Genomic DNA, 23,016 nt, shown 5'->3' with positions numbered 1-23,016 from the left:
CGGGCGTCTCAGGCGTGAAGCGCGACGACGCGGTCGAGATGCGCGTCGAGCAGGGGAGCGAGCGGCGAGCGTCCGATCGGCACGCCCGTGCAGCGCTGGATGAAGGCGAAGTCCATATTGGCGTCGCCCGACAGAATTTGCGGGCCTTCCGGCGTCCACGCAAGATCCCAGCCGACCACGACAGGACCGTCGAAGGCGCGATGGGCGGCGACCGCGGCCTGCGCGAGCTGTCGCCACCCGCCGCAGACGCGGCCCGCGATCATCTCGCCGGTCGCGGGGTGGGCGTAGGACCAGGCGGCGCAGGTCTCGACGGCGTCGCCTACGACCGGGCCGAAGACGCCGCTCGCAAGGTCGATCGCCGCGCCGAAGGTCGCGCCGGGGCCGGCCGGCCAGCCGGGCTCGCGCAGGAGGCGCATCACGCCGTGGGTGACGCGCGGCTCGCCGGCCTCGTCGAGGCAGGTGACGACGCGGAAGGCGAGCGGCGCCGCGCTCGCGTAGCGCGCGACGCTGTCATGGTTCCTCGTCCGCGCCCGGACGATCAGGCTGCGGCGTCGCGAGAGCGCCGAGAGCCGGGCGAGAACCATGTCGACATTGGCGAAGGTCCCGTCGTCGTCGCAATAGAGCATCGGCTCGACGCGGGCGAGACAGAGGCCGAAGGGGTCGTCCGCGGCGTGGCGGGCGACGACCACGAGGTCCTGGTCGAGGGCGTCGGCGTCCGTCGTGAAGGGCTCAAGGGCGCCGTCCTCGAACAGGCCGAGGATCGGGGCCGTCGGCAGCCCGCGGGCCGCACAGATCCGCGCGAAGGCCAGCCGGTCCTCGAAGTCCGGCGGGCGGTCGGGGGCGCGCCGCGTCGCCTGGATCGAGGCGGTCAGGCCGTTCGCGGTTTCGGCCGCGGTCATGACCGCGTCGGCGCCGGCGCCCAGCGGACGGGCGCCGAACAGCGTCAGCTGGTAGTAGCTCCGCGGATCGACGCGGCGGAGCGCGGCGCAGCACAGAAGGTCGAGCAGTTGGCGGCCGGCGCCCGGCCCGCCGCCGCGCGCGACGGTCCGCGCCGCGCGGCGCCAGCAGTCGGCGATGGCGGCCGCGGTCGCGGCCTGCCGCGCGATGGGCAGGCGTGACAGCGGGCGCGGGCCGGCGCGCCGCAGGTTGAAGTCGCGGTAGATCGCCCGTCCTTTCCGTCCGATCGCGTCAAGCGGGAAGGCGTAGGACTTGTCGGCCGAGAACACGGCGAGCAGCAGGGCGCTGAGATAGGCGAGCACGGCGAGCAGCTCGCCGGTGTCGTTGAAGTAGCCGAGCAGCTCGTTGTCGGTCTCCGATATGGCGTTGTAGGCCGCGCACCAGCCGATCGACTGGGCGCCGATCTGGATCGCCAGCCCTGCCCGCAGGACGTGCTGGACCGAGCGGCGCATGGCGTAGCGCCGACCGGCGTGGAAGATCAGCGCGGCCGCGACGAGCCACAGCGCGATCGACAGGGTCATCTCGTACGGCCCCCCCGTGTCGAGCAGGAAGAGGTCGCCAACGCTGCCCTCGACCGACAGCACCGCCATGCCGATCGACCCCGCGATCCAGGCCCTGCGCAGGGCACGATCCGCCCAGCAGGCGCGCAGCTGGATCAGCGTCCAGGCGAAGCCCGCGACCGCGACGACATTGCTGCTGAGCTCGACCGGAGACCAGCTGATCGCCGGCGGAAGCCCGCTCGCGAGCTGGAGGGCGTAGACGACGAGAATGACGCCGAGCCCGCCGAGCGCAAGGCGTTTCGGCGACGACAGCACCGGGTGAAGCGCGGCCCGCACGGGCGAGGGGGTCACGACCCCTCCCGCGCGCTGCGGTCTGTGGACGCTCGATCGCTGGTCGCAAGGCGCATGACGGGCCTTTCGCGCCCGCGGCGCGCGCGGGCCAATGTCCGTTCCCCGTGTCCACACATAGCGGCCGCGCGAGGCCGGGTGCAATCCCGTCGTGCGGACCTCCCGAAGCCGCCGTCGGCCGCAGTCGGATCTTCACATTCGCGCCGCCCGGCCCACATTCATCCAGACGATCGCGACCGGGCGGCGCGGGTCGTCGGAATGAGATGTCGCAGAAAGGGGCCTTCGCCATGATCCGGGCTTTCTTCGCAGCCGCAGCTGTCGTCGCGCTCGCCGCGCCCGTGTTCGCGGCGCCGGCGCCGACGGGGGTGTGGAGCATGCCGAACGGCAAGGCGCAGGTGCGCATCGCGGACTGCGGCGGCGCGCTCTGCGCCACGCTGGTCGCGCTGAAGAAGCCGACGGACAAGCAGGGCCGCCCGAAGGTCGACAAGCACAATCCGAACCCGGCGCTGCGCAGCCGGCCGGTGATCGGCGTGTCGCTCGTGCGGGCGCGCCCGGACGGCGCGGACTGGGCCGGCGACTTCTACAATCCCGACGACGGCCGGACCTATGCCGGCCGCATCATGGCCGACGGCGCCGACCGGCTGAAGCTGCGCGGCTGCGTGCTGGGCCTCGTCTGCAAGACCCAGGTTCTGACGCGCGTCGACTGAACAGGGGGCGGCAACCTTCCTCTCCCGCGGGCGTTACGCCCCGAGGGCCCGAACGAGGAGATTCACCCCATGCGATCAACTCTCATGGCGCTCGCCATGGCCGCGACGGCCGCCGCGCCCGCCGCGGCGCAGGACGTGATCATCCGCCAGCCGTCGGAGACCCGCGTGATCGAACGCGAGCCCGCGGACACGGACGTGATCGTGCGCGAGCCGGCGGAACGGCGCGTCATCGTGCGCGAATCCGAGCCCGAAGTGGTGGTGCGCCGCGCGCCGGACGTCGTGCGCAAATACGTCGTGGAGGAGAGCCGGCCGTCGGTGCGCTATGAGCGCCAGGTCTCGGTCGGCGACGCGCTGCCGGAGGAGGTCGAGGCCTATTCCGTGCCGGACAGCGAGTATCGCTACGTCGTGCTCAACCAGCGCCGCTACATCGTCAATCGCGAGCGGCGGATCATCGACGTCGTCGACTGAGCGCGCCTTTTCCGCGCCGGGCGGAAAAGGACCCCGCGCATCCCAGCGCGGGGTCCTTTTTTGCGTCGTCGTCAGATCCGGCCGAGCAGCGCCAGCACGATGATGACGATGACGATCAGCCCCAAGATGCCGCTCGGGCCGTAGCCATAGCCGCGCGAGTGCGGCCAGGCGGGAAACACGCCGATGAGGATCAGGATCAGGATGATGATCAGGATGGTGGACATTCGGATCTCCTCGGATGCGCGCTCCCGGGGGGTGCGCGGATCGCTTCTCGCCCTTGAGGTCTAAACCTGCGAGCGAGATGACGGTTCCGTGAGGAGGCGGAGCCCGGTTCAGAACCGGACGATGGTCGCGACCCCGAACACCTTCGCGTTGCGCGTGCGCTTCGGCGCCTCGTCCTCGGACTCCGCTTCGGCGAAGCCGCCGCTGGGCCGCCAGACATATTGGAAGGTCGGCTGGACGGTGAGGCCCGGAACGATCTGGGCGCGGTAGGTCGCCTCCAGCACCGCCTCGGAGCTGCGCGCCGGCAGGTCGAGACCCGCCGCCGCGTGCGCCGCGCGGTCGGCGTCTGCGAGCGCGGGCGAGAAGTCGGCCCAGCCGTAAGCGACCCCGATGACGTCGTTTGGCCGCCCGGGCACGAGGCCGCGCGCGACCACGCCTCCGTCGACATAGGTCGAAATCGGATTGCGGTCGGACGAGCCGGCGATCACGCGGGCGAACACGCCGATCCCCTGCTCGTCCTCGCCGCCGGGAAGACGCCAGATCTGCTGGTCGACGATCGCGAACAGATTGACGTTCCCGCGACGGCGGCGCGGGTCGTCGTTGCTTCCGGGGCTGCCAAGCACGAGCCCGTCGGTCCCGCGCTTCAGGTGGCCGAAGCGCCCGAAATGCCCGTAGCCGCCGAACTTGATCTCTCCGGGCAGGCCGGCCGCGTCCTCGCCCTCGTTGTAGCGGTAGCGGCCTTCGAGGATGACCATCGGGGCGTCCTGGAGGCGGAAGTTCAGCCCGTGACGGTTGCCGCGCTCCGGGTCGTCGTCATAGCGCCCCGGGGCGGCGCGTCCGTTGTAGACCGCCCCGACCAAAGTGAAGTTCTCCGTCGCCTTCCACGTCGCCTGCGCGCCCAGCGCCGCGAGCGGATAGGCCGGCCCGCCCTGCGGCAGGTTCTCCGACGGAGGCCCCGCCCAGCCGAAGGTGGCGTCGAGGAAGTTCTCCCCGTAGGCGCTCGTCATGAACTCCTCGTCGGCCGCCATCTGGCCGAGGCGGACCGACAGCCGGTCCGAGACCTCCTGGTCCCAGTAGAGCTCGAACAGCCGCGTCGTCGGGCGCGCGCCGATGTCGTTCGCCGACAGCAGGTTGCCGACATGCTCCTCCGACACGTCCCGGCCGTGGATCTGCAGCATGTCCGCGTGCAGCCGACCGCCTTCGATCCCGAAGACCGTTTTGGCGTCGACGTCGACGCCGATCTTGAACAGGCCGCTGTAGGTCCAGCCCTTGTCCAGCCCGCCGGAAAGGTTTCCGCGCGGATCGGAGAAGTAGAAGCCGGAGATGCGAAAGCCCTGTTCGGCGAGCGCGTCGCGCCCGGCCGCGAGCCCGGCGAAGGCCGGAACCCCGTCGAGGATCGAGGGATCGGCTTCGTCGTCTTCCGCGGCGCCGGCGGGCGCGGCCAGCAGTGACGCCGCCGCTAGGAGGCCAAGAACCGATCGACGCACGCATCCCCCAGAATCTTATCGTCTTCTTATGTGCTGGACGTTGCCATGGCCGGGTCCCCGCAACAACCGGTTTGGCCGCCGGGCGGCCGACGATGCGAGGCGTGCAAGTAATTCAGCGTCCGTTAACAGCGGTGTGAGACGGTAACTGCTTGTGGATGGGCCTCCAGCCAAGTTGACGCCGTGCAGATGCTCACCCGCCGGTTCCTGAACGACGCATCGGGCAATGTCGCGATGATCCTCGCGTTGCTGTGCGTGCCCCTCATGCTGTGCGCCGGCGGCGGGGTCGACCTCGTGCTGCAGGAGCGCGACCGCGTGAGGCTGCAGGATGCGCTCGACGCCGGCCTGGTGGCGGCGGCGGCCCTGGCCCAACCGCTCGGCGCCGAGCAGACGATCCGCAATTATCTGAACGCCGGCCGGCTCGGGGATTATGCGCTCAGCATCTCCGAAAAGCGCACCGCGATCTCGCGCACGGTGACGGCGACGGCGACGCAGAGACGCCCGACGAGCTTCCTGAAGCTCGCGCGCATCGACGAGTTGCCGATCGTCGCCTCAGGCTCGGCGGAAGAAAGCTACAAGAACGTCGAGCTGTCGCTCGTGCTCGACCTGTCCGGCTCGATGCGCCTTAACTCGCGCATCACCGCGATGCGGCCGGCGGCCAAGTCCTTCATCGCGACGCTGCTCGCGGGAACCGCGAAGGACTACACGACGATCAGCCTGGTGCCCTATGCGGGCCAGGTGAATGTGGGCTTCGCCGCCTTCGACTCCTTCGCGGGGTCCACGACCTATCGCAAGCACGACAAGTCGTCCTGCTTCGGGATCGTCGAGAAGACCTACACGCCGGCGATACCCGACTTCACCAAAGCCGAGCATGTGCCGGTGTTCAGCACCTTTTTGGTCGGCAAGAACGAAGGCTTCGATCCTTGGAACTGCCCGACCGAAGAGACGTCGATCACCTATTTCTCGAACGACGCCAAGCTGTTGCAGGACAAGATCGACGCCTACCACATGTTCGACGGCACGGCGACGCAGATCGCGATGCGCTGGGGGCTCCATCTTCTCGACCCGGCGGTCAAGCCGCTGATGAACAGCGCGGCGGCGCAAGGCGTGAAGCTCATCCCGGCGGGCTTCTCCGACCGGCCGGCGCCGTTCCACGACGGCAAGACGCTGAAGGTGATCGTGCTGATGACGGACGGCGAGGTCGTCGCCCAGCAGCGGCCGACGAGCGGCCTCCCGGTCAATCCGCAACCGACGAAGAGCGGCACGACCAAGCAGGTGCTCAGCCAGTCCGACGCCCTCAACGCGATGGTGGGAGCCTGCGCGGACGCCAAGCTCAAGGGCGTGGTCGTCTACACGATCGGCTTCGACACCAACGGCGAATCGGCGGCGTTCCGCCAAAAGCTCAAGGCCTGCGCGTCGAGCCCGGAGAAGTTCTACGAGGCGAAGACGAGCGACATCAACGCCATCTTCCAGGACGTGGCGCGCAGCATCTATCCGCTGCGGCTCACGAACTGACGCGCGCAGCAAGACGCGAGGATGCGCACGCCCATGCCGAAGCTTGTTCGCGCGTTCTGGCGGCACCGGTCCGGGGTCGCCGCGATCGAGTTCGGGATGATCGCGCCGATCTTCTTCGCGCTCGTGCTCTCGACCTTCGACGCGGGCTGGCTGATGACGCAGTCCATGCTGCTCGACCGCGCGATGGACAAGTCGGTCCGCCTGGTGCGGATCGGCGGCGTCGCCGCGCCGAAGACCCACGACGCCCTCAAGGCGAGCATCTGCGACGAGGCCACGCTGATCCGCGATTGCGCGGCGCGGTTGATCGTGGAGATGACGGTGATCAAGACGGGGAGCAGCTTTCCGACCACGAGCGCGCCCTGCGTCTCGCGTTCGGCGACGCCGGATTCGACCTTCCAGTCCGGCGGGCGCTCGGAGGTGGTTTACGTCCGAGCCTGTCTCGCGGTCGACCCGCTGGTTCCGATCATCGGGGAGGGGCTCGGGCTGCCGCGCGCCGCGTCGGGCTACTACAACATCATCTCCGTCACCGGCTTCATGAACGAGCCGGGCGTATGACCATGACCCGCTTCCGTTCCCGTCTCCGCTCCGACCAGCGCGGCGTGGCGGCGATCGAGTTCGCGATCGTCGCGCCCGTCCTCGTCGTCCTGCTGCTGTCGGTCGTGACCTATTTCACGGCCGCGCGGGACGATCACCAGGCGAAGCGCGCCGCCTTCACGGTGAGCGACCTGATCACGCGCCAGACCTCGGTCGACACCGCGTTTCTGACGCTCGCGCGCCAGATCCTGATCCACACGTCGCCGACGAGCGCGTCCGAACCGGCGCTGCGGGTCACCAGCGTGTCGCGGCCGGTCGACGCGATGACGGTCGACTGGTCCTACGCCACGCCGCCCTTCGCCGCGATGACCAGCGTCGCCGTGCCTGCCGCGCGGCTGCCGGCGATCGCGGTGGGCGAGTCGCTGATCGTGGTCGAGACCGACGCCGCCTATGCGCCGGCCTTCCCGATCGCGGGTCTCGTGCTTCCGCGGCTTCAGAACCTGACCTCGGCGCGGCCAAGGCTCGTCGGCCGGATCGCCAGGACGAACTAGCCGTTCGGCCGCTCAGACCCCTTCGGCCGAGAGGCCCGCGCGCCCGCGGGTGATCGGCGCCGACAGGGTGACCCGCAGTCCCGGCCGGTTGTCCTGATAGGACAGCTCTCCGGAGAGCTGCCGCACCAGCGCCTCCACCATCCGCGAACCGAAGCCCTTCTTGGCGTCGGAGGCGCGGCCGACGCCGCTGTCGGAGACCGTCAGGCGGATCGAGCCGCGGTGGTCCGACAGCGCGATCGCGATCGGGCCGGCCTCTCCGCCATAGGCGTATTTCGCGGCGTTGATCATCAGCTCCGTCAGCACCAGCCCGAGGCTGATCGCGTGTTCGGTCGGGACCAGCACCGGCGACAGGTCGAGCGCGATCAGCCTGGCGTGCTCCTCGCCCGTCGAGGCGCAGATGTCGGCGACGAGGTCCTCGATGTAGCGGGCGGCGTCGATCTGCTCGACCTGGTCGGAGCGGTAGAGGCGACGGTGCACCAGCGCGACCGCGCTCAGCCGCCGCCGCGCCTCTTCGAGCGCCGGCGCGAGGCCCGGGCTCTGCGAGGCCCGCGCCTGCAGGGCGAGGAAGCTCGAGACCAGCTGCAGGCTGTTCTGGACGCGGTGGTTGACCTCTCCGATCAGGAACTCCTTCTGCTGGATCAGCAGGTCCTTCTCGTCGATGGTGGCGACCAGCCGGCGGTTGAGCTCCTGCAGCCGGCGGGTCTGCCAGACCTCGACGACAGCCGACCGCAGGCGCCCAGCGGCCTCGATCTCGGGCGCCGTCCAGCGCCGCGCGCGGCCGCTCACGGTCTCCCGCCAGCTCTCGAACGACGCGCGCGGCGTGAGGATCTGGTCCGGCGTCGCCTCGACGCCCTTATGCGGGTTGCCCGCCCATTCCACGACCTCGACCTGCTCGGCGCGGAACCACATGGCGATCCAGGGATCGCCGAGGGAAAGCGTGATCGCGAGCAGGCCGCTCGCAAGCGCCCGGTGGGCTTCGGCCGCGGGGAGCCGCTCGCTCAGCCGTTCCGTGGCGAACACCGTCTCGACGCTGCGCGGCAGGGCCCAGGCCGCGATCGCCCGGACGGCGTCGTCCGGCGGACAGCGTCCGCTGGTGACCAGGTCGCGCCCGCGCAGGATCGCGACGCCATCGCCGCCAAAGGCGCGACGCACCTCGCCGACATGGTTGGAGATCGCGTCGTCGAGCGAGCCTTCGCGCGACAGCAGCGCGACGAGATCGTCCTGAAAACTGCGGAGCCGGACGCGCTCGCGCACGGCGTCGGTCTCGTCCTTGACCCGGATCTGTCGCCCGAGCTGGCCGGTCACCGCGCGCGCCGCGCCGCGGACGTCGTAGGCGAGGGCGCGCGGCGTCTCGTTGTGGCAGGCGACGAGGCCCCAGAGCACGCCGTCATGGACGATCGAAACGGACGCCGACGCCGCGATCCCCATGTTGCGGAGATACTGAAGATGGATAGGCGAGACGCTCCGCAAGGCCGCGTCGCTGAGGTCGATCGCGTAGGTTCCGGCGCCGGCCGGCCGGATCGGCGCCGGCTGGTAGCCGACGTCCGGAATGACGCGGATCGGGTTGCGCAGGTAAAGCGCGCGCGCCTGCTTGGGGACGTCGGAGGCCGGGAACCGGTGATGCAGGAAGGACCGCAGGTCCTGGCGCCGGTCCTCGGCGATGACGGCGCCGGAATCGTCGGCGAGGAACTGGTAGATCATCACCCGGTCGTAGCCGGTGATGCGGCGAATCTCGGCCGCGGCCACGGCGCACAGCGCTTCGAGCGTCGGCGCGCGCTCGAAGGCGGCGGCGGCCGCTTCCAGTTCGCTCAGCAGCACGCCGGACGAGCGCGCCTCCGGCGACGCCGGCTCCAGCTCGACGAGCAGGCTCCCGCCCGAGCGGTGCGCGCTGGCGTCGAACACCTCGCCGGAGGGCGCCTGGACCGCGCCGAGATAGGCGGGGCCGGGCGCGTCGGCGGCGATGTCGCGGACGCGGTCGAGCACAGCGCCGCCGACGAGCTCTCCGAGCGGCCGGCCCAGCCAAACGTCGGCGCCCAGCCGGCCTTCGACGTCGCCGGCGGCGGCGACCAGGCTCAGGCTGTCGGGATCGGCGACCAGCAGCACGCCATGGGGCTGGATCGCGCCGGGCGCGTGGATCGGCTCGCGATCGCAGGCCGTGAGGTCAAGAGTGTCCACGGCGCGACCACTTCCCCGAAAAAGCAGGACGGAACCCCCGCTGCCCTTTTGACACGCGAAGGTCGCGGGGAAAACCGTTTTCGACGGTATCGAAGGGTGGTTGTCTCGTGCACGGCCGAAACAGATCGTGTGGGCGATCGAAAACCTGAAGGCGCCCCGTCGCAGCCTATCGCCGTTCGGCGGCGCGGCGCTTCACCGCGACGATCTCTTCCTGCATGCGGCGCAGGTCGTCGATCGCGCGCGCCTCGGCCCGGGTGAGCTCGCGCTTCGGCTCGAAATGCTCGATCAGCACCGCGAGCGCGTCGCCGATGCGGCCGAGTTGGCGGCCGTAGCTGCCGACGTCGTCGACGATTTCGCGCTCGACGTCCGGATCGGGCGTCTTGCCGAAGTCGAAATTCAGGAAGCTGAAGACGTTGCCGCGCGGGGCGAACATCAGTCGGAAGGCCTGGGAGACGTCGCCTCCCCAGGGGAACGTCATCCGCGCCATCGTCTCGTCTCCCGCGCGCCAATCCGGCGCCGCCAGCATGCGGCGCGGGATGCGGGAACGCCAGAGCAATTCCGTCGCCGGGCGGGGCGGGTGGCCGCCCGGCGATCGAAGAGCCGTCAGCCGGCCATCTTCAGCCCGGCGTTCGGCGTGCGGATCTCGATGTCGACCTCGAGCGTCGCCAGCGTGTCGTGCCGGTCGAGCTTGACCCGGACCTTTTCGGGATCGATTGCGACGTGCTTTGCGATCACCGCGAGGATTTCGTCCTGCAGCACCGTGACGAGATCGCTGCGGCCGAACACCGCCCGCTCATGCGCAAGCAGCAGCTGCAGCCTTTCGCGGGCCGCCGGCGCCGAGGTCCGGCGAGTGAAGAATCTCAGAACGCCCATGCTCATGCCGCCCTCCGGCCGAACAGGTTGCCGAAGAACCGCTTCCTGTCGCTCGGCACCGTCATTTCGATGGTCTCGCCGCGCAGACGGCGCGCTGCGTCGAGATAGGCGCGCGACGGCGCCGAGATCGGGTTCGCGAGCGTCACCGGCGAGCCCAGATTGGACGCCTTCAGCACCTCCGGGCTCTCCGGGATGATGCCGAGCAGCGGGATCGAGAGGATCTCGAGCACGTCGTCGACCTTCAGCATGTCGCCGCGCTCGGCGCGCACCGGGTCGTAGCGGGTGAGGAGAAGCAGCTTCTCCATGTTCTCGCCGCGCTCGGCCTTCTCGGTCTTCGAATCCAGCAGGCCGATGATGCGGTCGCTGTCGCGGACCGAGGAGACTTCCGGGTTGGTGACGATGACCGCGAGGTCGGCGTGGCGCATCGCGAAATAGGCGCCGCGCTCGATGCCGGCCGGGCTGTCGCAGATGATCCAGTCGAACTTGTCCTTGAGCTGGTTGATCACCCGCTCGACGCCCTCGGCGGTCAGGGCGTCCTTGTCGCGCGTCTGGCTCGCCGGCAGCAAAGAGAGCGTGTCCACCCGCTTGTCGCGGATCAGCGCCTGATTGAGGTTCGCGTCGCCCTGCACGACGTTGATCAGGTCGTAGACGACCCGCCGCTCGGCCCCCATGACGAGGTCGAGGTTGCGCAGTCCGACGTCGAAGTCGACGACGACCACGTTCTGTCCCGTCTGGGCCAAAGCCGCGCCCAGGGCCGCGGTCGACGTGGTCTTGCCGACGCCCCCCTTGCCCGACGTGACGACCAGCACCTCTGCCATATCCGAATTCCCCCTGTCCTGATGATCGTCGCTTCGGTCAGTCGAGCGCGGCGACGCGCAAGTTTTCGCCGTCGAGCCATACGCGCACCGGCTTGCCGCGCAGCGCAGGGTCCAGTTCGTCGGTGGCCATGTAGACGCCGTCGATGGCGAGCAGCTCGGCCTCGAGCTTCCGGCAGAAAATGCGCGCCTTGCCGTCGCCCGCGGAGCCCGCGATCGCCCGGCCGCGCAACGCGCCGTAGACGTGGATCGAGCCGGCCGCGACGATCTCGGCGCCCGAGGCGACCGGGCCGCAGATCGTGACGTCGCCGTGGAACGAGACGCTTTGCCCGGACCTGACCGGCTGGTCGATCACGAGCGAGGTCGCGCCCGGCGCCGCGTCCTTGGCCGCGATCTCGCCCGCGGCGCGGCCGCCGACCGGCATGGCGAGGCGCGCGTTCGGGCCGTCCAGGAACTTGGGATCGCAGCCCTCGACGCCGATGACGCGGACGCCGCGCTGGTCGAGGTCGCCGAGGAAGGCCGCCAGCATGCGCGGCGACAGCCGGATCTGGGACACGTCGAGCACCACCGGGCGCTCGCTGAAGAAGCCGGGCGAGCCCGCGGTCAGGGCGTCGAGCTCCGCGAACCACTCCTCGAGCGGGAGTTCGGGCGCGAGCACCAACGCCATGAAGGACCGGCCGCGGAACCGGACCGGCCGGCGCTTCTCGCCCTTGGCCTCGGATTTGGGAACGATCTGCAGAGCGGCTTGCACGTGGGGCGGTCCCGGGCTCAGGGTTAACGAAGCGTTGCGTTAACTTTCGGGCCGGCTCGGTTAACGAGCGGTAAACGGCCCGGCACTTTCTGCCGGGCGGGCGGATGAACCCGCATTTTGCGACGCGCCCGTTCATGAGCCCCATGCGCCGGCCGGTCGCCGCCGCGGTCCGGTAGGGCGCGGCCCGGACCGGTCAATCCGTGGTTTCCCCGATTGTCGTCCGGTCAATAACGTGGCCCTTCGCGTGGCCCGCGACGAGCGGGCCGAGTCGGGGCGCGCCGGACGAGGGGTCCGGGCCCGAGAGCGAAAAGGTGATACATGGCGGTCATTCGCGGTACGAACTCTTCGACCAAGATTACGGGCACGGCGTCCCGAGATTACATTTATGCGCTTCTTGGAAATGACACCGTGTCCGGCGGAAACGGGCACGACCAGATCTCCGGCAACGCCGGCAACGACGTGCTGAACGGCGACGCCGGCAACGATGTTCTGAAAGGCGGCGGCGGTCTGGACGTTCTCAACGGGGGCGTCGGCAACGATCAGCTGGACGGCGGCAACGATCTCGCTGCGGACAAGCTGAACGGCGGCGACGGCGACGACTACATCATGGCCTACGCCAACGACGTCGTGGACGGCGGGGCGGGACTCGACACGCTGGCGCTCGGCCTGTCGTTCGACTTCTCCGGTTCGTCGGAGCCGAAGCTCTACAAGGTGAACCTGTCGCAGGCGGACGGCGCGGCCGCCGTCGACACCGGCTTCGACGGCGTGGTCGCCAAGAACATCGACAATGCGCTGATCTTCCTCGGCAACGCCAAGGGCGGCTCGTCGGTGATCGGCTCGACCGGCGACGACACCATCCAGGGCGGGATCGTCGAAGCCGGCGCGAAGGGCCACACGCTGCGCGGCGGCGCCGGCGACGACCAGATCACCGGCTCGGACAAGGCGGACCGGATCTATGGCGACGCCGGCTCCGACTTCCTCTATGGCGGGACGGGCGTCGACACGCTGACCGGCGGCGCGGGCGACGACCTGTTCATCCTCCAAATCGAGCAGGCCTTTCCGGGCGCGCCGAAGCAGGCGGTCGACACGATCACCGACTTCGGACCGAACGACTATTTCCTCGTCGAGGCTTCGCTCAACCCGTTCGGCATCAGCATCGACGGCGTCAACCAGAACGCCCCGCTCGTGTCCGGCGCGGCTCCGAAGGCGACGTCCACCAATGGCGGCCAGTTCCTCTACAACACCACGTCGGGCGTGCTGTCCTACGACCATGACGGCAAGGGCGGAGACGCCGCCATCGCGATGGTCAAGCTGACCGGCGCGCCGACGCTCTCGGCCGGCGACTTCATCTTCGACTTCTGACGTTCGTCAGATCGCTTTATGCAAGGTCCGCCCGGCGTACGGCCGGGCGGCGCCTCCGACGATCGCAGGGCTGGCCGGCGCGCCGTTCCCCGCCACATTGCGACAGCGGCGCACGACGCCAGCCGCGTCACTGACCGGAGGCGCCCGCCTGTCCGAGCTTCGCGCGACCCTGAGGCGGCTCTATCACGGGGAGACGGCCGCGGCGCGGCGGTTCCAGCTGTCGGTGATCGCGGTCGACCTCGCCATTATCGCGTTCTTCATCGCGAGCCCGCTGTTCGCGGACAAACCGATCTTCTTCTGGATCGACTATTCGATCGCCGCGCTGCTCGCGCTCGACCTCGCCGCGCGGGCGCTCGCGAGCTCCGACGCCCGGGTCTGGATCCGCCAACCCGTGACGCTGGTCGACGTGTTCATCCTCGTCACCATGCTCGCGCCGCTGTGGCTCGCCAATCTCGGCTTCCTGCGCGTGCTGAGGATCTGGACGCTTTCGAAGAGCGGCCTGATCTGGGCCCCCTTGCGCCGTCGCGGTTACGAGACCTGGGAGACGCCCGCGCGCGCCGTGATCAACCTCGTGACCTTCCTGTTCGTGGTCACCGGCTTCGTCTACACGAGCTTCCGGGGCGAGGAGGGCATCGCGTCCTATGTCGACGCGCTCTATTTCACCGTGGCGACGGTCACCACCACCGGCTTCGGCGACGTCACGCTGCCGGGGGTCGCGGGCAAACTGACCTCGATCGTGGTGATGATCGTCGGCATCTCGCTGTTCGTCCGGCTCGCGCAGGCGATCTTCCGGCCGGCCAAGGTGGACTTTCGCTGTCCGAACTGCGCGCTGCTGCGCCACGACCCGGACGCGGTGCACTGCAAGGCCTGCGGCGAGCCGCTGAAGATACCCGACAAGGACGACTGAGCGCGGGGGGATCGCCATGGACGCACGGCCCCCGTCCGGCCACAGTGCGATGGGCAGGTGAGGAAAAATGCGCCCTGTCCGCGCCCCTGGGCGCGTCCCCTCCCGGAAGGAGCACCATGTCGCTCACGTCGCGCCTCGGCGGCCTCGCCGCGCTCGTCCTCGCAAGCCTCGCGCTCGGCGCCGCGCCGGCTTCGGCCGACAAGGACCTGTCGCGCGAGATGATCGTCGGCGACCCGTCGGCGCCCGTCGGCGGCAACCCGAAGGGCGACGTCACCATCGTCGCCTTCGTCGACTACAATTGCGGCTTCTGCAAGCGATCCGCGCCCGCGCTCGACAAGCTCGTCAAGGCCGACGGCAAGGTGAAGCTCGTCTACAAGGACTGGCCGATCTTGGCCGAGAGCTCGGTCGTCGGCGCGAAGCTCGCGCTCGCGGCGAAGTATCAGGGCAAGTACGAGGTGGCGCACGCCGCTCTGATGAGCCTCACCGGCGCCAAGGTCCCGGTCGACAAGATGTCGGCGGCCCTCACCACCGCGGGCGTCGACATGAGCCGTCTCGCCGCCGACGCCGAGGCCCACAACTCCGAGATCACCGCGCTCCTCAAGCGCAACGACGCGCAGGCGCGCGGCATGCAGTTCCAGGGCACGCCCGTCTATCTGATCGGCCCGCTGCTGGTGGCGGCCGCGCTCGACTACGCCGGATTTAAGGACGCCGTGGAGCAGGCGCGGGCGCGAACGTCGGCAAAGTAATCCGGCGGCGGAGACCATCTCGTGATCGAATGAAAACTTAAGCGCCTTCCGGTGGACTGCATTCTGCTCTGGACTCTGATTGGTCTTCGGAGCGACAACTTCGCCCTCGCATAAGATCGGAGGGCAGGCGCATGGCCACGACCATTCCCGGAACCGACGGAGCGGACAGCCTCACCGGCACGGACCTCGACGAGGTCATCTACGGCTACCTTCCGGCCTCACCGGCGACCGACACCGGCGCCGACACGCTGTCGGGCGCCGGCGGCGCCGACAGCCTCTACGGCGGCGGCGGCGCCGACACCCTCTCCGGCGGAGCCGGCGAAGACCAGGTCTCCGGCGAAGTCGGGAACGACACGCTGCGCGGCGGCGACGGCCGCGACTTTCTCTATGGCGGCGACGACCTCGACCTCATCGGCGGCGGCGCCGGCGACGACTATGCCCTGGGCGGCGCCGGCGACGACACGGTCTATGGCGAGACCGGGCACGACTATCTCGACGGCTCCGACGGAGCGAATCTGCTCGCAGGCGGCGCGGGCGACGACACGCTGGGGGGCGGGGCCGACGCGCTGGTCGACACGCTCGCCGGCGGCGACGGTGTCGATCGGTGGCGGCTCGAGGCGTTCGGGACGCTCGCCTACACTTTCGCCCTGAACGAGACGCCGGGGGCGGCGTCCCTGCTGCGCTACGACGGCGTGATCGTCGCGGGCGGCCGCAGCATGGAGGCGATCTCCTTCGAGCTGGGAAGCGGCGCCGACAGCGTCACCGGCGGCCGGCTTCAGGACCAGATCCGGGGCGGCGACGGGAACGACACCCTTGCGGGGCTGGGCGGCAGCGACAGGCTCGACGGGCAGGACGGCGTCGATTCGCTGAGCGGCGGGGCGGGCGACGACCAGGTCTCCGGCGGGTCCGGGCCGAACCCGATGGTCGCGGTCGGCCTCACCGACGTCCTCGACGGCGGCGCCGGTTCCGACGTCTGGGTGGTCCAGTGGTCCAGCGCCGAGGGCGTTCGGCTGATCTGGAAGAGCGGCGCCGACGCGGTGACGACGCTGTTCTCCGACGGCGTCGCCACGCAGACCGCCGTGCGCTTCGAGCACCTCTACTTCAGCGGATATGACGGGGCCGACAGCGTCGTGGCGGGCGCGGGTCAGGACCAGCTGAGCGGCGGCAAGGGCGCCGACACCCTGATCGGCGGCGCCGGCGACGACATCATCGTCGGAGACTATTACGGCGACGGCGTCGACAGCTTCGACGGCGGCGCCGGCGACGACGTCTGGGCGCATTATGGCTACGCCGGCCTCGGCAATCTGTCCTTCACCCTCGACGACCGGGCCGGCGCGACGAGCGTGATGATCGCGAACGGCGCGGTCGTCGCGGCGGGCCGCAACTTCGAGCGGGTCTATCTCTATGGCGGCGCGGGCGCCGACAGGTTCGTCGGCGGGAGCGGGCGGGACACGCTCGACGGCGGCGGAGGCGACGACCGCCTGAACGGCGGCGGAGGCGACGATTACGTCCAAGACTATGAAGGCGACAACACGATTCAGGGCGGCGCCGGCGACGACTACCTCTATGCCGGCGGCGGTTCGGACCTGATCCGCGGCGGCGACGGCGCCGACACCCTGAATGGCGGCCGGGCGCCGACGGGCGTCGACACGCTCGACGGCGGCGACGGAACGGACGGCTGGCAGGTCGAAGGCCGGGGCGCGGAGGCGCTGTTCGTCACGCTCAATACCGATCCGAACGCCGCCAGCACGGCGACCTCGAACGGCGTGGTCATCGCCACGGCGACGCATATGGAGCAGCTCTACGCCAGCGGCGCCAGCGGCGACGACAGTCTCGTCGGCGCCGGCGGCGCGGACCAGCTCTATGGCGGCGAAGGAGGCGACACGCTGAAGGGCGGGGCCGGAAACGACTATCTGGGCGGCGGCTTCACCCTCTCCGCCGGCGGCGTCGACCCGGCGGCGCGCGACAGCCTTGACGGCGGCGCCGGCTCCGACATCTGGTCGATCGAGGGTTACAACAGCCTGCTGGCGCCGCTCGTGCTGACGCTGCGGGCGCCGAACGTCGTCAGCAAGCTCGGCGTCGGCGGCGTCGTGGCCCAGACGGCGATCAACATGGACAGACTCGACGTCGTCGGCAGCGTCGGCGCCGACCGCTTCGTCGGCGGCGCGGGCGCCGACACGCTCGACGGCTATTTCGGCCGCGACACGCTGAACGGCGGCGGCGGCTCCGACATCCTGGCGTTCTACAGCTTCCAACAGGGCGTCTCGGCGTCGCTCGCGACCGGCACGACCTCGGACGGCGACGTTCTCGTCAGCATCGAGAACCTGATCGGCACCTATTACGACGACACCCTCATCGGGGACGACCGCGCGAACCGGATCGACGGAAGGGGAGGCTTCGACTCGATCGAGGGCGGCGGCGGCGACGACGTGCTGCGCGGCGCCTACGAGGCCGACGTGCTCCGGGGCGGCGAGGGCGCGGACACCGCGACCTACTTCAACCGCGTCATCGAGAGCACGTACGAGGAGGCGGCGATTTCAGTGTCGCTCGCGACCGGAACCGGACGCGGCGGGGAGGCGCAGGGCGACCGCCTGTTCAGCATCGAGAACCTGATCGGCACCATCGTCGACGACGCGCTGACCGGCAATGGCGGCGCGAACGTCCTGCAGGGCGCGGCCGGCGCCGACACGCTGGCCGGCGGCGGCGGCCGCGACACCGCGGACTATTCGCTGTCGGAGGAAGGCGTCACGGTCTCGCTCGCGCAAGGCAAGGGAACCGCCGGCGACGCCAAAGGCGACGCGCTGTCCTCGATCGAGGATCTCGCGGGCTCCTCCTTCGGCGACGTCCTCGCAGGCGACGCGGTGGCCAACCGGCTGACCGGCCGCGGCGGCGCGGATCTCCTGTACGGCCGCGCCCAGCGCGACGCGCTGGACGGGGGCTCTGGCGCCGACACGCTGGTCGGAGGGGAGGGCGCCGACACGCTGACGGGCGGCGCGGGCGCCGACGTGTTCCGCTTCGACAACGCGCCCGTGGCGGGGCAGGCCGACCGCATCGTCGATTTCGATACGCGGCTGGACCATGTCGAGTTGGCGCGGGGCGTCTTCAGGGGGCTGACCGTCGCCTCGCTCGAAGACTTCGCCTATGTCGGCGCGATCGGCCGCGACGGCTCCGGCCGCCTGTTCTACGACGACCGCAGCGGCGTGCTCTCCTTCGACGCCGACCGCGGCGGCGCGGGCAAGGCGATCGCCATCGCCGTGCTGACCGGCTCCCCGCACCTCACGGCGGACGATTTCGCGCTGGTGTGAGGCTGCGGGCGAGGCGGGAGGGGGGACGGTCGCCGACGATCGACGTCCGAGAGGGCGGCTCCGGCGTTCAAATGCGAGGCGGAGCCCCCGACCGAGTTCTCGAGAAGCGACTCAAATTCCTAATCTAGGAAAATAAGCATTGACAGCGTGACGCTGGCGGGGTAGGTTTTCGCCATGCTCCACAGTTGCGCCGCTGACGATGCGGGGTCGCCGGGCCGGTTCAAAACGGATCGCGGGGAGGAGACGCCATGACCGTTTCATCTCCGCGCCCTGCGGCGTCGCCCGCGACCTTCCAGGAGGCGCGACGGCTTTATGAGACGAGCGAACTTCCCCAGGCCGAGATCGGCCGCAGGCTCGGCCTGTCGCCGTCCTCGCTGAGCCGCATGGCGAAGCGCGACGGATGGCGGCGGCCTGCGGCGGCGCAGGAGCGCGCGGCGCTGGTGCGGCGGGTGCGGGCCAAGGTCGACCGCGAGATCGAGGCGGTGGAGAAGGCGCTCGGAGGCGAAGGCGCCGCCGACGCCGCCGAGCGCGCGGCGCGGACGCTGGCGAGCCTCGTCAAGACGCTCCGCGAGCTCGCCCTTTACGACGAGCAGCAGGCCAAGGCCGGCGGCGGCGAGCGCGGCGCGGGGGTCCCAGAGGATGACGGCATCGCCGATATTGACGCCCTCCGCGACGCGCTTGCGCGACGTCTTGAGGGCCTGCGCGGCGAGCCCCGATCGTGACGCGATCCTCGCCGCGCTGGCGGCCGGCGAGATCCGCTTCATGCAGAGCGAATGGACCTTGTGGGCCCGCCGCGACCAGCTGCCGCCGGCCGGCGACTGGACGACCTGGCTCGTGCTCGGCGGCCGCGGCGCGGGCAAGACGCGGGCCGGCGCCGAATGGGTGCGCGGCGTGGCGCTGGGGCGGCCCGGCTCCGCGCCGGCCCGGGCCGGCCGCATCGCGCTCGTCGCCGAGACCTACGCCGACCTCCGCGAGGTCATGGTCGACGGGATTTCCGGCCTGAGACACATCCACGGCCGCGCCGAGCGGCCCGCCTGGGAGGCGAGCCGGCGCCGCCTGGTCTGGCCGAACGGCGCCGTGGCCCACGGCTTCTCGGCCGAGGATCCGGAGGCGCTGCGCGGCCCGCAATTCGACGCCGCCTGGTGCGACGAGATCGCGAAATGGCGACATGGCGAGGAGACCTGGGACATGCTGCAGTTCGGACTGCGCCTCGGGCCCCGCCCGCGGCAGATCGCGACCACCACGCCGCGGGCCGTGCCGCTGATCAAGCGGCTGCTCGCCGACGCCGAAACGGTCGTCACCCGCGCGACCACCCGCGCCAACGCGCAGAACCTCGCTCCGAGCTTCCTGCAGGCGGTGGTGGGAACCTACGCCGGCACGAGGCTCGGCCGGCAGGAGCTCGACGGCGAACTGCTCGAGGACCGCGAGGACGGCTTGTGGACCCGGGAGGCGATCGAACGCGGCCGGGTCCGCGCCGCGCCGGAGCTGACGCGCATCGTGGTGGCGGTCGACCCGCCGGCCGGCGGCGGCGCGCGCTCCGACGCCTGCGGGCTGGTGGCGGTCGGCTTGGGGAGCGACGGCCGCGCTTATGTGATCGCCGACGAGACGATCGCCACCCCGCGGCCGGAGCTGTGGGCGGCCCGCGCCGCAGCTTTGTGGCGCAGGCTGGAGGCGGACGCGCTGGTCGCGGAGGTCAATCAGGGCGGCGAGATGGTGCGCTCGGTGATCGCGCAGGCCGATCCGGAGATCCCGGTGCTCGCGGTGCGCGCCACCCGCGGGAAATGGCTGCGGGCGGAGCCGGTCGCAGCCCTCTACGCCCAGGGCCGGGTCGTCCATGTCGGCGCGTTTCCGAAGCTCGAGGACGAGATGGCGGCCTTCGGCCTTGACGGCCTGGCGAACGGCCGCTCGCCCGACCGCGTCGACGCCCTGGTGTGGGCGGTCACCCATCTCATGCTCGGCGCGAAGGGCAGGGGGCCGCGGGTGATGGCGTTGTGAGGACGCGAAAACGGCCGCGCACGAGGCGCGGCCGTTCGTCATTCGCCTGCGAGGCGTCGTCGGTCAGTTTTCGATGACGTAGACGATCTCGTAGGTGTCGGGATCGACGATGACGATCACGTCGTCATCGGTCACGAAGTAGCTGTAGTCGCGGTATTCCGGCACGATCTCGACGATGGTCGACGGCACGCGCTGCACCGTGACCGTGCGGGGCACGGCGACGCCGACATTGATGCTCACGCCGCCGAGGCTGGAGCGGGACACGCGCGTCCCGCCGCCGGACTTGACGATCGTCTGACGGATGGTGGTGCGCTGCTGCGACGTGATGTTGACGTTCGTGCGGCTGGAGCTGCGGGACGTCGAGCTGGAGCTCGAGGAGCCCTTGTCCTTGGCGTCGGCGCCGGACTTCGTGTCCGCGCCCGACCGCTCCATGCGATCGGCGCCGTCCCGGTCCTTGGCGTCGGAGCCAGAACCGGGGCGCTCCTTCATGTCCGAGCCGGATTCGCGCCGTTCCTTGGCGTCGGACGTCGAACCGGCGCGGTCCTTCGCGTCGGAGCTTGTCTTGTCCTTGGCGTCGGGGCGCTCCTTCATGTCCGATCCGGAACGCATGCCGCCCGCCCCGCCCGACGCGGCGCCGGAGCCTGATTTGTCGTCCGACGCGGCGCCGGCTCTCTCCTTCGCGCCGCTGGCCGAGCCACCGGTCGCCTTGTCCGAAGACGAGCCGCCGTCCGCCGCCGCCCCGCCGCTGCGCGACGAGCCCGCGCCGCTGGAGCCGCCGGCGTCCTGTCCGGAGCCCGCTCCGCCGGAGTCCATGCGTGATCCCGCGCCGCCCGAGGAGCCCCCGGCCGCTGAACCGGCGCCGCCGCTGCTGCTGGACGCTCCGCCGCCTTCCGCCTTCTGCGCGAATCCAGGCGTGGGAGCTGCGATGATCGCGATCGCCGCGACCGTGCTGAGAAGTAGCTTGTTCATTGATTTGCCCTCTCTGCCCGCCAAATCCGGCGGGTGAGTAGCGCGCCCTCGTCAGCCAAACGTCGCCCCGATCCGATTGTTCCGGAGGCGTCTTCTGAAAGCCATGGGCGCCGTGTTGCAGATATGCTGCGGCGCGGCGCGACGACGTCGCGAAAACCTTGATCCTGGAACACTTAGTCTGGACGGCGGCGGCGCCGCATTGCGACGAGCGACGGCCGGCGCTTAGGCCTCGGCCGGCGTCCGCGGACGCTCGCCGACGCCTCGCGCGTGGAGGAACCCCTTATGACCTTCGGCTTCTCCCGCCTGTTCCGGCGCGCCCCGGCGCGGAAATCCGCGCTCACCGGCGCGCTGGTCGCGCTGCATGGCGGCGGGACGGCGGTGTGGACGGCGCGCGACGCCGCGGCGCTCGCTCGCGAGGCCTATCAGAAGAACCCGGTCGCAAACCGGGCGGTGCGGCTCGTGGCGGAGGCCGCCGGCGGCGTGCTGCTGGTGCTCGCCGAAGCCGAGCGCGAGCTCGCCGAACATCCCTTGCTTTCGCTGCTCGCTCGGCCGAACCCCCGGCAGGGGCGGGCCGGTCTGATCGAGACCCTGGTCAGCCACCTGCTGGTCGCCGGCAACGCCTATGTCGAACAGGTCGCGCTCGACGGCGAGCCGCGCGAGCTCCACGCGCTGCGGCCGGACCGGATGCGCGTGATCGCCGGCCCCGACGGCTGGCCGGAGGCCTATGAGCACCGCGTCGGCGCCGAGGTCGCGCGCTACGACCAGCGTCAGACGCCGGTCCCGCCGATCCTGCATCTCACGCTGTTCCACCCGCTCGACGACCATTACGGCCTGAGCCCGCTGGAGCCGGCGGCGGCGGCTGTGGATCTGCACAATGCGGCCTCCGCCTGGAACAAGGCGCTGCTCGACAATGCGGCGCGCCCCTCGGGCGCGCTGATTTACAAAGGCCCGGAGGGGACCAGCCTGTCCGACGATCAGGTCGAGCGGCTGAAGGAGGAGCTGGAGGCGCAGTTCTCGGGCGCCGCCAACGCCGGCCGGCCGCTGCTGCTCGACGGCGGCCTCGACTGGCGGCCGATGGCGCTGACCCCGCAGGAGATGGACTTCCTCGAGGCGAAGAATTCGGCCGCGCGCGACATCGCGCTCGCCTTCGGCGTGCCGCCGATGCTGCTCGGCATCCCCGGCGACGCGACTTACGCCAACTACGCGCAAGCCAATGTCGCGCTGTGGCGCCAGACGGTGATCCCGCTGCTGTCGCGGGTCGCCCAATCGCTCGCCGGCTGGCTCGGCCCGGCCTGGGACCAGGACCTCACCTTGAAGCCCGACCTCGACGCGGTCGAGGCGCTGGCGAGCGAACGCGAATCCCTCTGGCGGCGGGTGACGGCGGCCGACTTCCTCGACCCCGACGAAAAGCGCGCGGCGGTGGGGTACGGGCCACGGGGCGGGTGAGGGGCCAGCGCTTCACCTCGCGTCCCTGTAGTTCGCCCAGCCCTTCGCGACCGCGTCGCGGAGGTCGCGCGGGCAGCTCGCCGACCGTCCCGCGGCGCGGGCCGCTTCGAAGCGGTCGGCGTCGGCCTTGGGCCACGGCCTGTCGAAATTGGCGGAGAGCTTGTCGATCATCTCGGCCGCCTCCGCCTCGCTCGCGACCTCGCAGGCGACGACGAGGCCGGCGAAGCGGCCGAGCACCGCGTAGCGCTCGCGCTGGACGGCGGTTTCGGCCCAGGCGGGCGCCGCGAGCACTCCGCCGATCAGGATGAGTGTCAGGCGCAGCGGCGGACGCACGCCCGAGGGGCGGCGCTCCGGCCGGCGCGTCCCATGTCGCAATTGTCGTTTCA

At 70.6% G+C, this 23,016-nt stretch carries 22 protein-coding genes; 12 read left to right on the top strand and 10 right to left on the bottom strand.

Going from position 1 to position 23,016, the window contains the following annotated elements:
- Positions 1–8: 8 nt before the first annotated feature.
- Positions 9–1,808, bottom strand: a complete 1,800-nt coding sequence (locus tag ACO2RJ_RS08385) for a sugar-transfer associated ATP-grasp domain-containing protein (RefSeq protein ID WP_423267535.1) — start codon at positions 1,806–1,808, stop codon at positions 9–11.
- 260 nt (positions 1,809–2,068) lie between these two features.
- Between ACO2RJ_RS08385 and ACO2RJ_RS08380 the strand changes: the two genes are divergently transcribed.
- Together ACO2RJ_RS08380 and ACO2RJ_RS08375 are read left to right on the top strand one after the other, a co-directional pair.
- Entirely contained in the window at positions 2,069–2,512 is a 444-nt protein-coding gene (locus ACO2RJ_RS08380) for a DUF2147 domain-containing protein (RefSeq protein WP_423267534.1), read from the top strand.
- Between the two features lie 69 nt (positions 2,513–2,581).
- Positions 2,582–2,980, top strand: a complete 399-nt coding sequence (locus ACO2RJ_RS08375) for a DUF1236 domain-containing protein (RefSeq protein ID WP_423267533.1) — start codon at positions 2,582–2,584, stop codon at positions 2,978–2,980.
- 71 nt (positions 2,981–3,051) lie between these two features.
- On the opposite strand, the gene ACO2RJ_RS08370 is transcribed toward ACO2RJ_RS08375, so the two are convergent.
- Complete coding sequence (locus ACO2RJ_RS08370) at positions 3,052–3,210, bottom strand: DUF3309 family protein (protein WP_423268941.1); 159 nt, start codon at positions 3,208–3,210, stop codon at positions 3,052–3,054.
- A gap of 102 nt (positions 3,211–3,312) precedes the next feature.
- Positions 3,313–4,689, bottom strand: a complete 1,377-nt coding sequence (locus ACO2RJ_RS08365) for a carbohydrate porin (protein WP_423267532.1) — start codon at positions 4,687–4,689, stop codon at positions 3,313–3,315.
- 186 nt (positions 4,690–4,875) lie between these two features.
- Between ACO2RJ_RS08365 and ACO2RJ_RS08360 the strand changes: the two genes are divergently transcribed.
- From ACO2RJ_RS08360 to ACO2RJ_RS08350, 3 genes are read left to right on the top strand one after another with little or no spacing between them, the layout of a single operon-like run.
- On the top strand, positions 4,876–6,201 hold the full coding sequence (locus ACO2RJ_RS08360) for a pilus assembly protein TadG-related protein (protein WP_423268940.1): 1,326 nt from the start codon (positions 4,876–4,878) through the stop codon (positions 6,199–6,201).
- Positions 6,202–6,234: 33 nt separating this feature from the next.
- Positions 6,235–6,756 (top strand): TadE/TadG family type IV pilus assembly protein, encoded by a 522-nt coding sequence (locus ACO2RJ_RS08355; RefSeq protein ID WP_423267531.1) that lies wholly within the window; start codon positions 6,235–6,237, stop codon positions 6,754–6,756.
- A complete protein-coding gene (locus tag ACO2RJ_RS08350) occupies positions 6,753–7,286 on the top strand; it encodes a TadE/TadG family type IV pilus assembly protein (RefSeq protein ID WP_423267530.1) in 534 nt (177 codons plus the stop codon). The genes ACO2RJ_RS08355 and ACO2RJ_RS08350 overlap by 4 nt, the downstream gene beginning before the upstream one ends.
- 12 nt (positions 7,287–7,298) lie before the next feature.
- Here ACO2RJ_RS08350 and ACO2RJ_RS08345 read toward each other — a convergent pair whose 3' ends face one another.
- From ACO2RJ_RS08345 to minC, 5 genes are all read right to left on the bottom strand, one after another.
- On the bottom strand, positions 7,299–9,461 hold the full coding sequence (locus ACO2RJ_RS08345; protein ID WP_423267529.1) for a histidine kinase dimerization/phosphoacceptor domain -containing protein: 2,163 nt from the start codon (positions 9,459–9,461) through the stop codon (positions 7,299–7,301).
- Between the two features lie 166 nt (positions 9,462–9,627).
- Complete coding sequence (locus tag ACO2RJ_RS08340) at positions 9,628–10,017, bottom strand: hypothetical protein (RefSeq protein ID WP_423267528.1); 390 nt, start codon at positions 10,015–10,017, stop codon at positions 9,628–9,630.
- Positions 10,018–10,064: 47 nt separating this feature from the next.
- A complete protein-coding gene (minE, locus tag ACO2RJ_RS08335) occupies positions 10,065–10,334 on the bottom strand; it encodes a cell division topological specificity factor MinE (RefSeq protein WP_423268939.1) in 270 nt (89 codons plus the stop codon).
- A 2-nt stretch (positions 10,335–10,336) separates the two neighbouring features.
- The gene (minD, locus tag ACO2RJ_RS08330) at positions 10,337–11,152 is read right to left on the bottom strand and encodes a septum site-determining protein MinD (RefSeq protein ID WP_423267527.1); all 816 of its coding nucleotides are present in this window, start codon (positions 11,150–11,152) and stop codon (positions 10,337–10,339) included.
- Between the two features lie 37 nt (positions 11,153–11,189).
- Positions 11,190–11,900, bottom strand: a complete 711-nt coding sequence (minC, locus tag ACO2RJ_RS08325; protein WP_423267526.1) for a septum site-determining protein MinC — start codon at positions 11,898–11,900, stop codon at positions 11,190–11,192.
- Between the two features lie 318 nt (positions 11,901–12,218).
- On the opposite strand from minC, the gene ACO2RJ_RS08320 reads away from it, so the two are divergent.
- The 6 genes from ACO2RJ_RS08320 to ACO2RJ_RS08295 all read left to right on the top strand — a co-directional run bounded on the left by ACO2RJ_RS08320 (position 12,219) and on the right by ACO2RJ_RS08295 (position 20,215).
- Positions 12,219–13,262: a calcium-binding protein gene (locus ACO2RJ_RS08320; RefSeq protein WP_423267525.1), complete on the top strand. Its 1,044-nt coding sequence runs from the start codon at positions 12,219–12,221 to the stop codon at positions 13,260–13,262.
- Between the two features lie 97 nt (positions 13,263–13,359).
- Positions 13,360–14,169, top strand: a complete 810-nt coding sequence (locus tag ACO2RJ_RS08315; protein WP_423267524.1) for a potassium channel family protein — start codon at positions 13,360–13,362, stop codon at positions 14,167–14,169.
- A 116-nt stretch (positions 14,170–14,285) separates the two neighbouring features.
- Positions 14,286–14,915, top strand: a complete 630-nt coding sequence (locus ACO2RJ_RS08310) for a DsbA family protein (protein WP_423267523.1) — start codon at positions 14,286–14,288, stop codon at positions 14,913–14,915.
- 131 nt (positions 14,916–15,046) lie between these two features.
- Entirely contained in the window at positions 15,047–18,220 is a 3,174-nt protein-coding gene (locus ACO2RJ_RS08305) for a hypothetical protein (protein WP_423267522.1), read from the top strand.
- A 248-nt stretch (positions 18,221–18,468) separates the two neighbouring features.
- On the top strand, positions 18,469–18,942 hold the full coding sequence (locus ACO2RJ_RS08300) for a hypothetical protein (protein WP_423267521.1): 474 nt from the start codon (positions 18,469–18,471) through the stop codon (positions 18,940–18,942).
- A 40-nt stretch (positions 18,943–18,982) separates the two neighbouring features.
- Entirely contained in the window at positions 18,983–20,215 is a 1,233-nt protein-coding gene (locus ACO2RJ_RS08295; RefSeq protein ID WP_423268938.1) for a DNA-packaging protein, read from the top strand.
- Positions 20,216–20,278: 63 nt separating this feature from the next.
- On the opposite strand, the gene ACO2RJ_RS08290 is transcribed toward ACO2RJ_RS08295, so the two are convergent.
- Complete coding sequence (locus ACO2RJ_RS08290; protein WP_423267520.1) at positions 20,279–21,184, bottom strand: DUF1236 domain-containing protein; 906 nt, start codon at positions 21,182–21,184, stop codon at positions 20,279–20,281.
- 282 nt (positions 21,185–21,466) lie between these two features.
- On the opposite strand from ACO2RJ_RS08290, the gene ACO2RJ_RS08285 reads away from it, so the two are divergent.
- Complete coding sequence (locus ACO2RJ_RS08285) at positions 21,467–22,630, top strand: phage portal protein (protein ID WP_423268937.1); 1,164 nt, start codon at positions 21,467–21,469, stop codon at positions 22,628–22,630.
- A 12-nt stretch (positions 22,631–22,642) separates the two neighbouring features.
- Here ACO2RJ_RS08285 and ACO2RJ_RS08280 read toward each other — a convergent pair whose 3' ends face one another.
- A complete protein-coding gene (locus ACO2RJ_RS08280; protein ID WP_423267519.1) occupies positions 22,643–22,963 on the bottom strand; it encodes a hypothetical protein in 321 nt (106 codons plus the stop codon).
- Between the last annotated feature and the right edge of the window lie 53 nt (positions 22,964–23,016).

The organism is Hansschlegelia sp. KR7-227 (assembly GCF_049446035.1).
In the GTDB taxonomy this organism is placed as follows: Bacteria; Pseudomonadota; Alphaproteobacteria; order Rhizobiales; family Methylopilaceae; genus Methylopila.
Note: the sequence above shows the minus strand (reverse complement) of the source record. Positions and strands in the feature narration are given on the sequence as shown.

Excerpts from the sequence above, each read along its gene's own strand:
- ACO2RJ_RS08380 (WP_423267534.1), top strand. The coding sequence starts at position 2,069 with ATGTCGCAGAAAGGGGCCTTCGCCATGATCCGGGCTTTCTTCGCAGCC.
- ACO2RJ_RS08375 (WP_423267533.1), top strand. The coding sequence starts at position 2,582 with ATGCGATCAACTCTCATGGCGCTCGCCATGGCCGCGACGGCCGCCGCG.
- ACO2RJ_RS08360 (WP_423268940.1), top strand. The coding sequence starts at position 4,876 with ATGCTCACCCGCCGGTTCCTGAACGACGCATCGGGCAATGTCGCGATG.
- ACO2RJ_RS08355 (WP_423267531.1), top strand. The coding sequence starts at position 6,235 with ATGCCGAAGCTTGTTCGCGCGTTCTGGCGGCACCGGTCCGGGGTCGCC.
- ACO2RJ_RS08350 (WP_423267530.1), top strand. The coding sequence starts at position 6,753 with ATGACCATGACCCGCTTCCGTTCCCGTCTCCGCTCCGACCAGCGCGGC.
- minE (WP_423268939.1), bottom strand. The coding sequence starts at position 10,334 with ATGGGCGTTCTGAGATTCTTCACTCGCCGGACCTCGGCGCCGGCGGCC.
- minD (WP_423267527.1), bottom strand. The coding sequence starts at position 11,152 with ATGGCAGAGGTGCTGGTCGTCACGTCGGGCAAGGGGGGCGTCGGCAAG.
- ACO2RJ_RS08320 (WP_423267525.1), top strand. The coding sequence starts at position 12,219 with ATGGCGGTCATTCGCGGTACGAACTCTTCGACCAAGATTACGGGCACG.
- ACO2RJ_RS08310 (WP_423267523.1), top strand. The coding sequence starts at position 14,286 with ATGTCGCTCACGTCGCGCCTCGGCGGCCTCGCCGCGCTCGTCCTCGCA.
- ACO2RJ_RS08305 (WP_423267522.1), top strand. The coding sequence starts at position 15,047 with ATGGCCACGACCATTCCCGGAACCGACGGAGCGGACAGCCTCACCGGC.
- ACO2RJ_RS08300 (WP_423267521.1), top strand. The coding sequence starts at position 18,469 with ATGACCGTTTCATCTCCGCGCCCTGCGGCGTCGCCCGCGACCTTCCAG.
- ACO2RJ_RS08295 (WP_423268938.1), top strand. The coding sequence starts at position 18,983 with ATGCAGAGCGAATGGACCTTGTGGGCCCGCCGCGACCAGCTGCCGCCG.
- ACO2RJ_RS08290 (WP_423267520.1), bottom strand. The coding sequence starts at position 21,184 with ATGAACAAGCTACTTCTCAGCACGGTCGCGGCGATCGCGATCATCGCA.
- ACO2RJ_RS08285 (WP_423268937.1), top strand. The coding sequence starts at position 21,467 with ATGACCTTCGGCTTCTCCCGCCTGTTCCGGCGCGCCCCGGCGCGGAAA.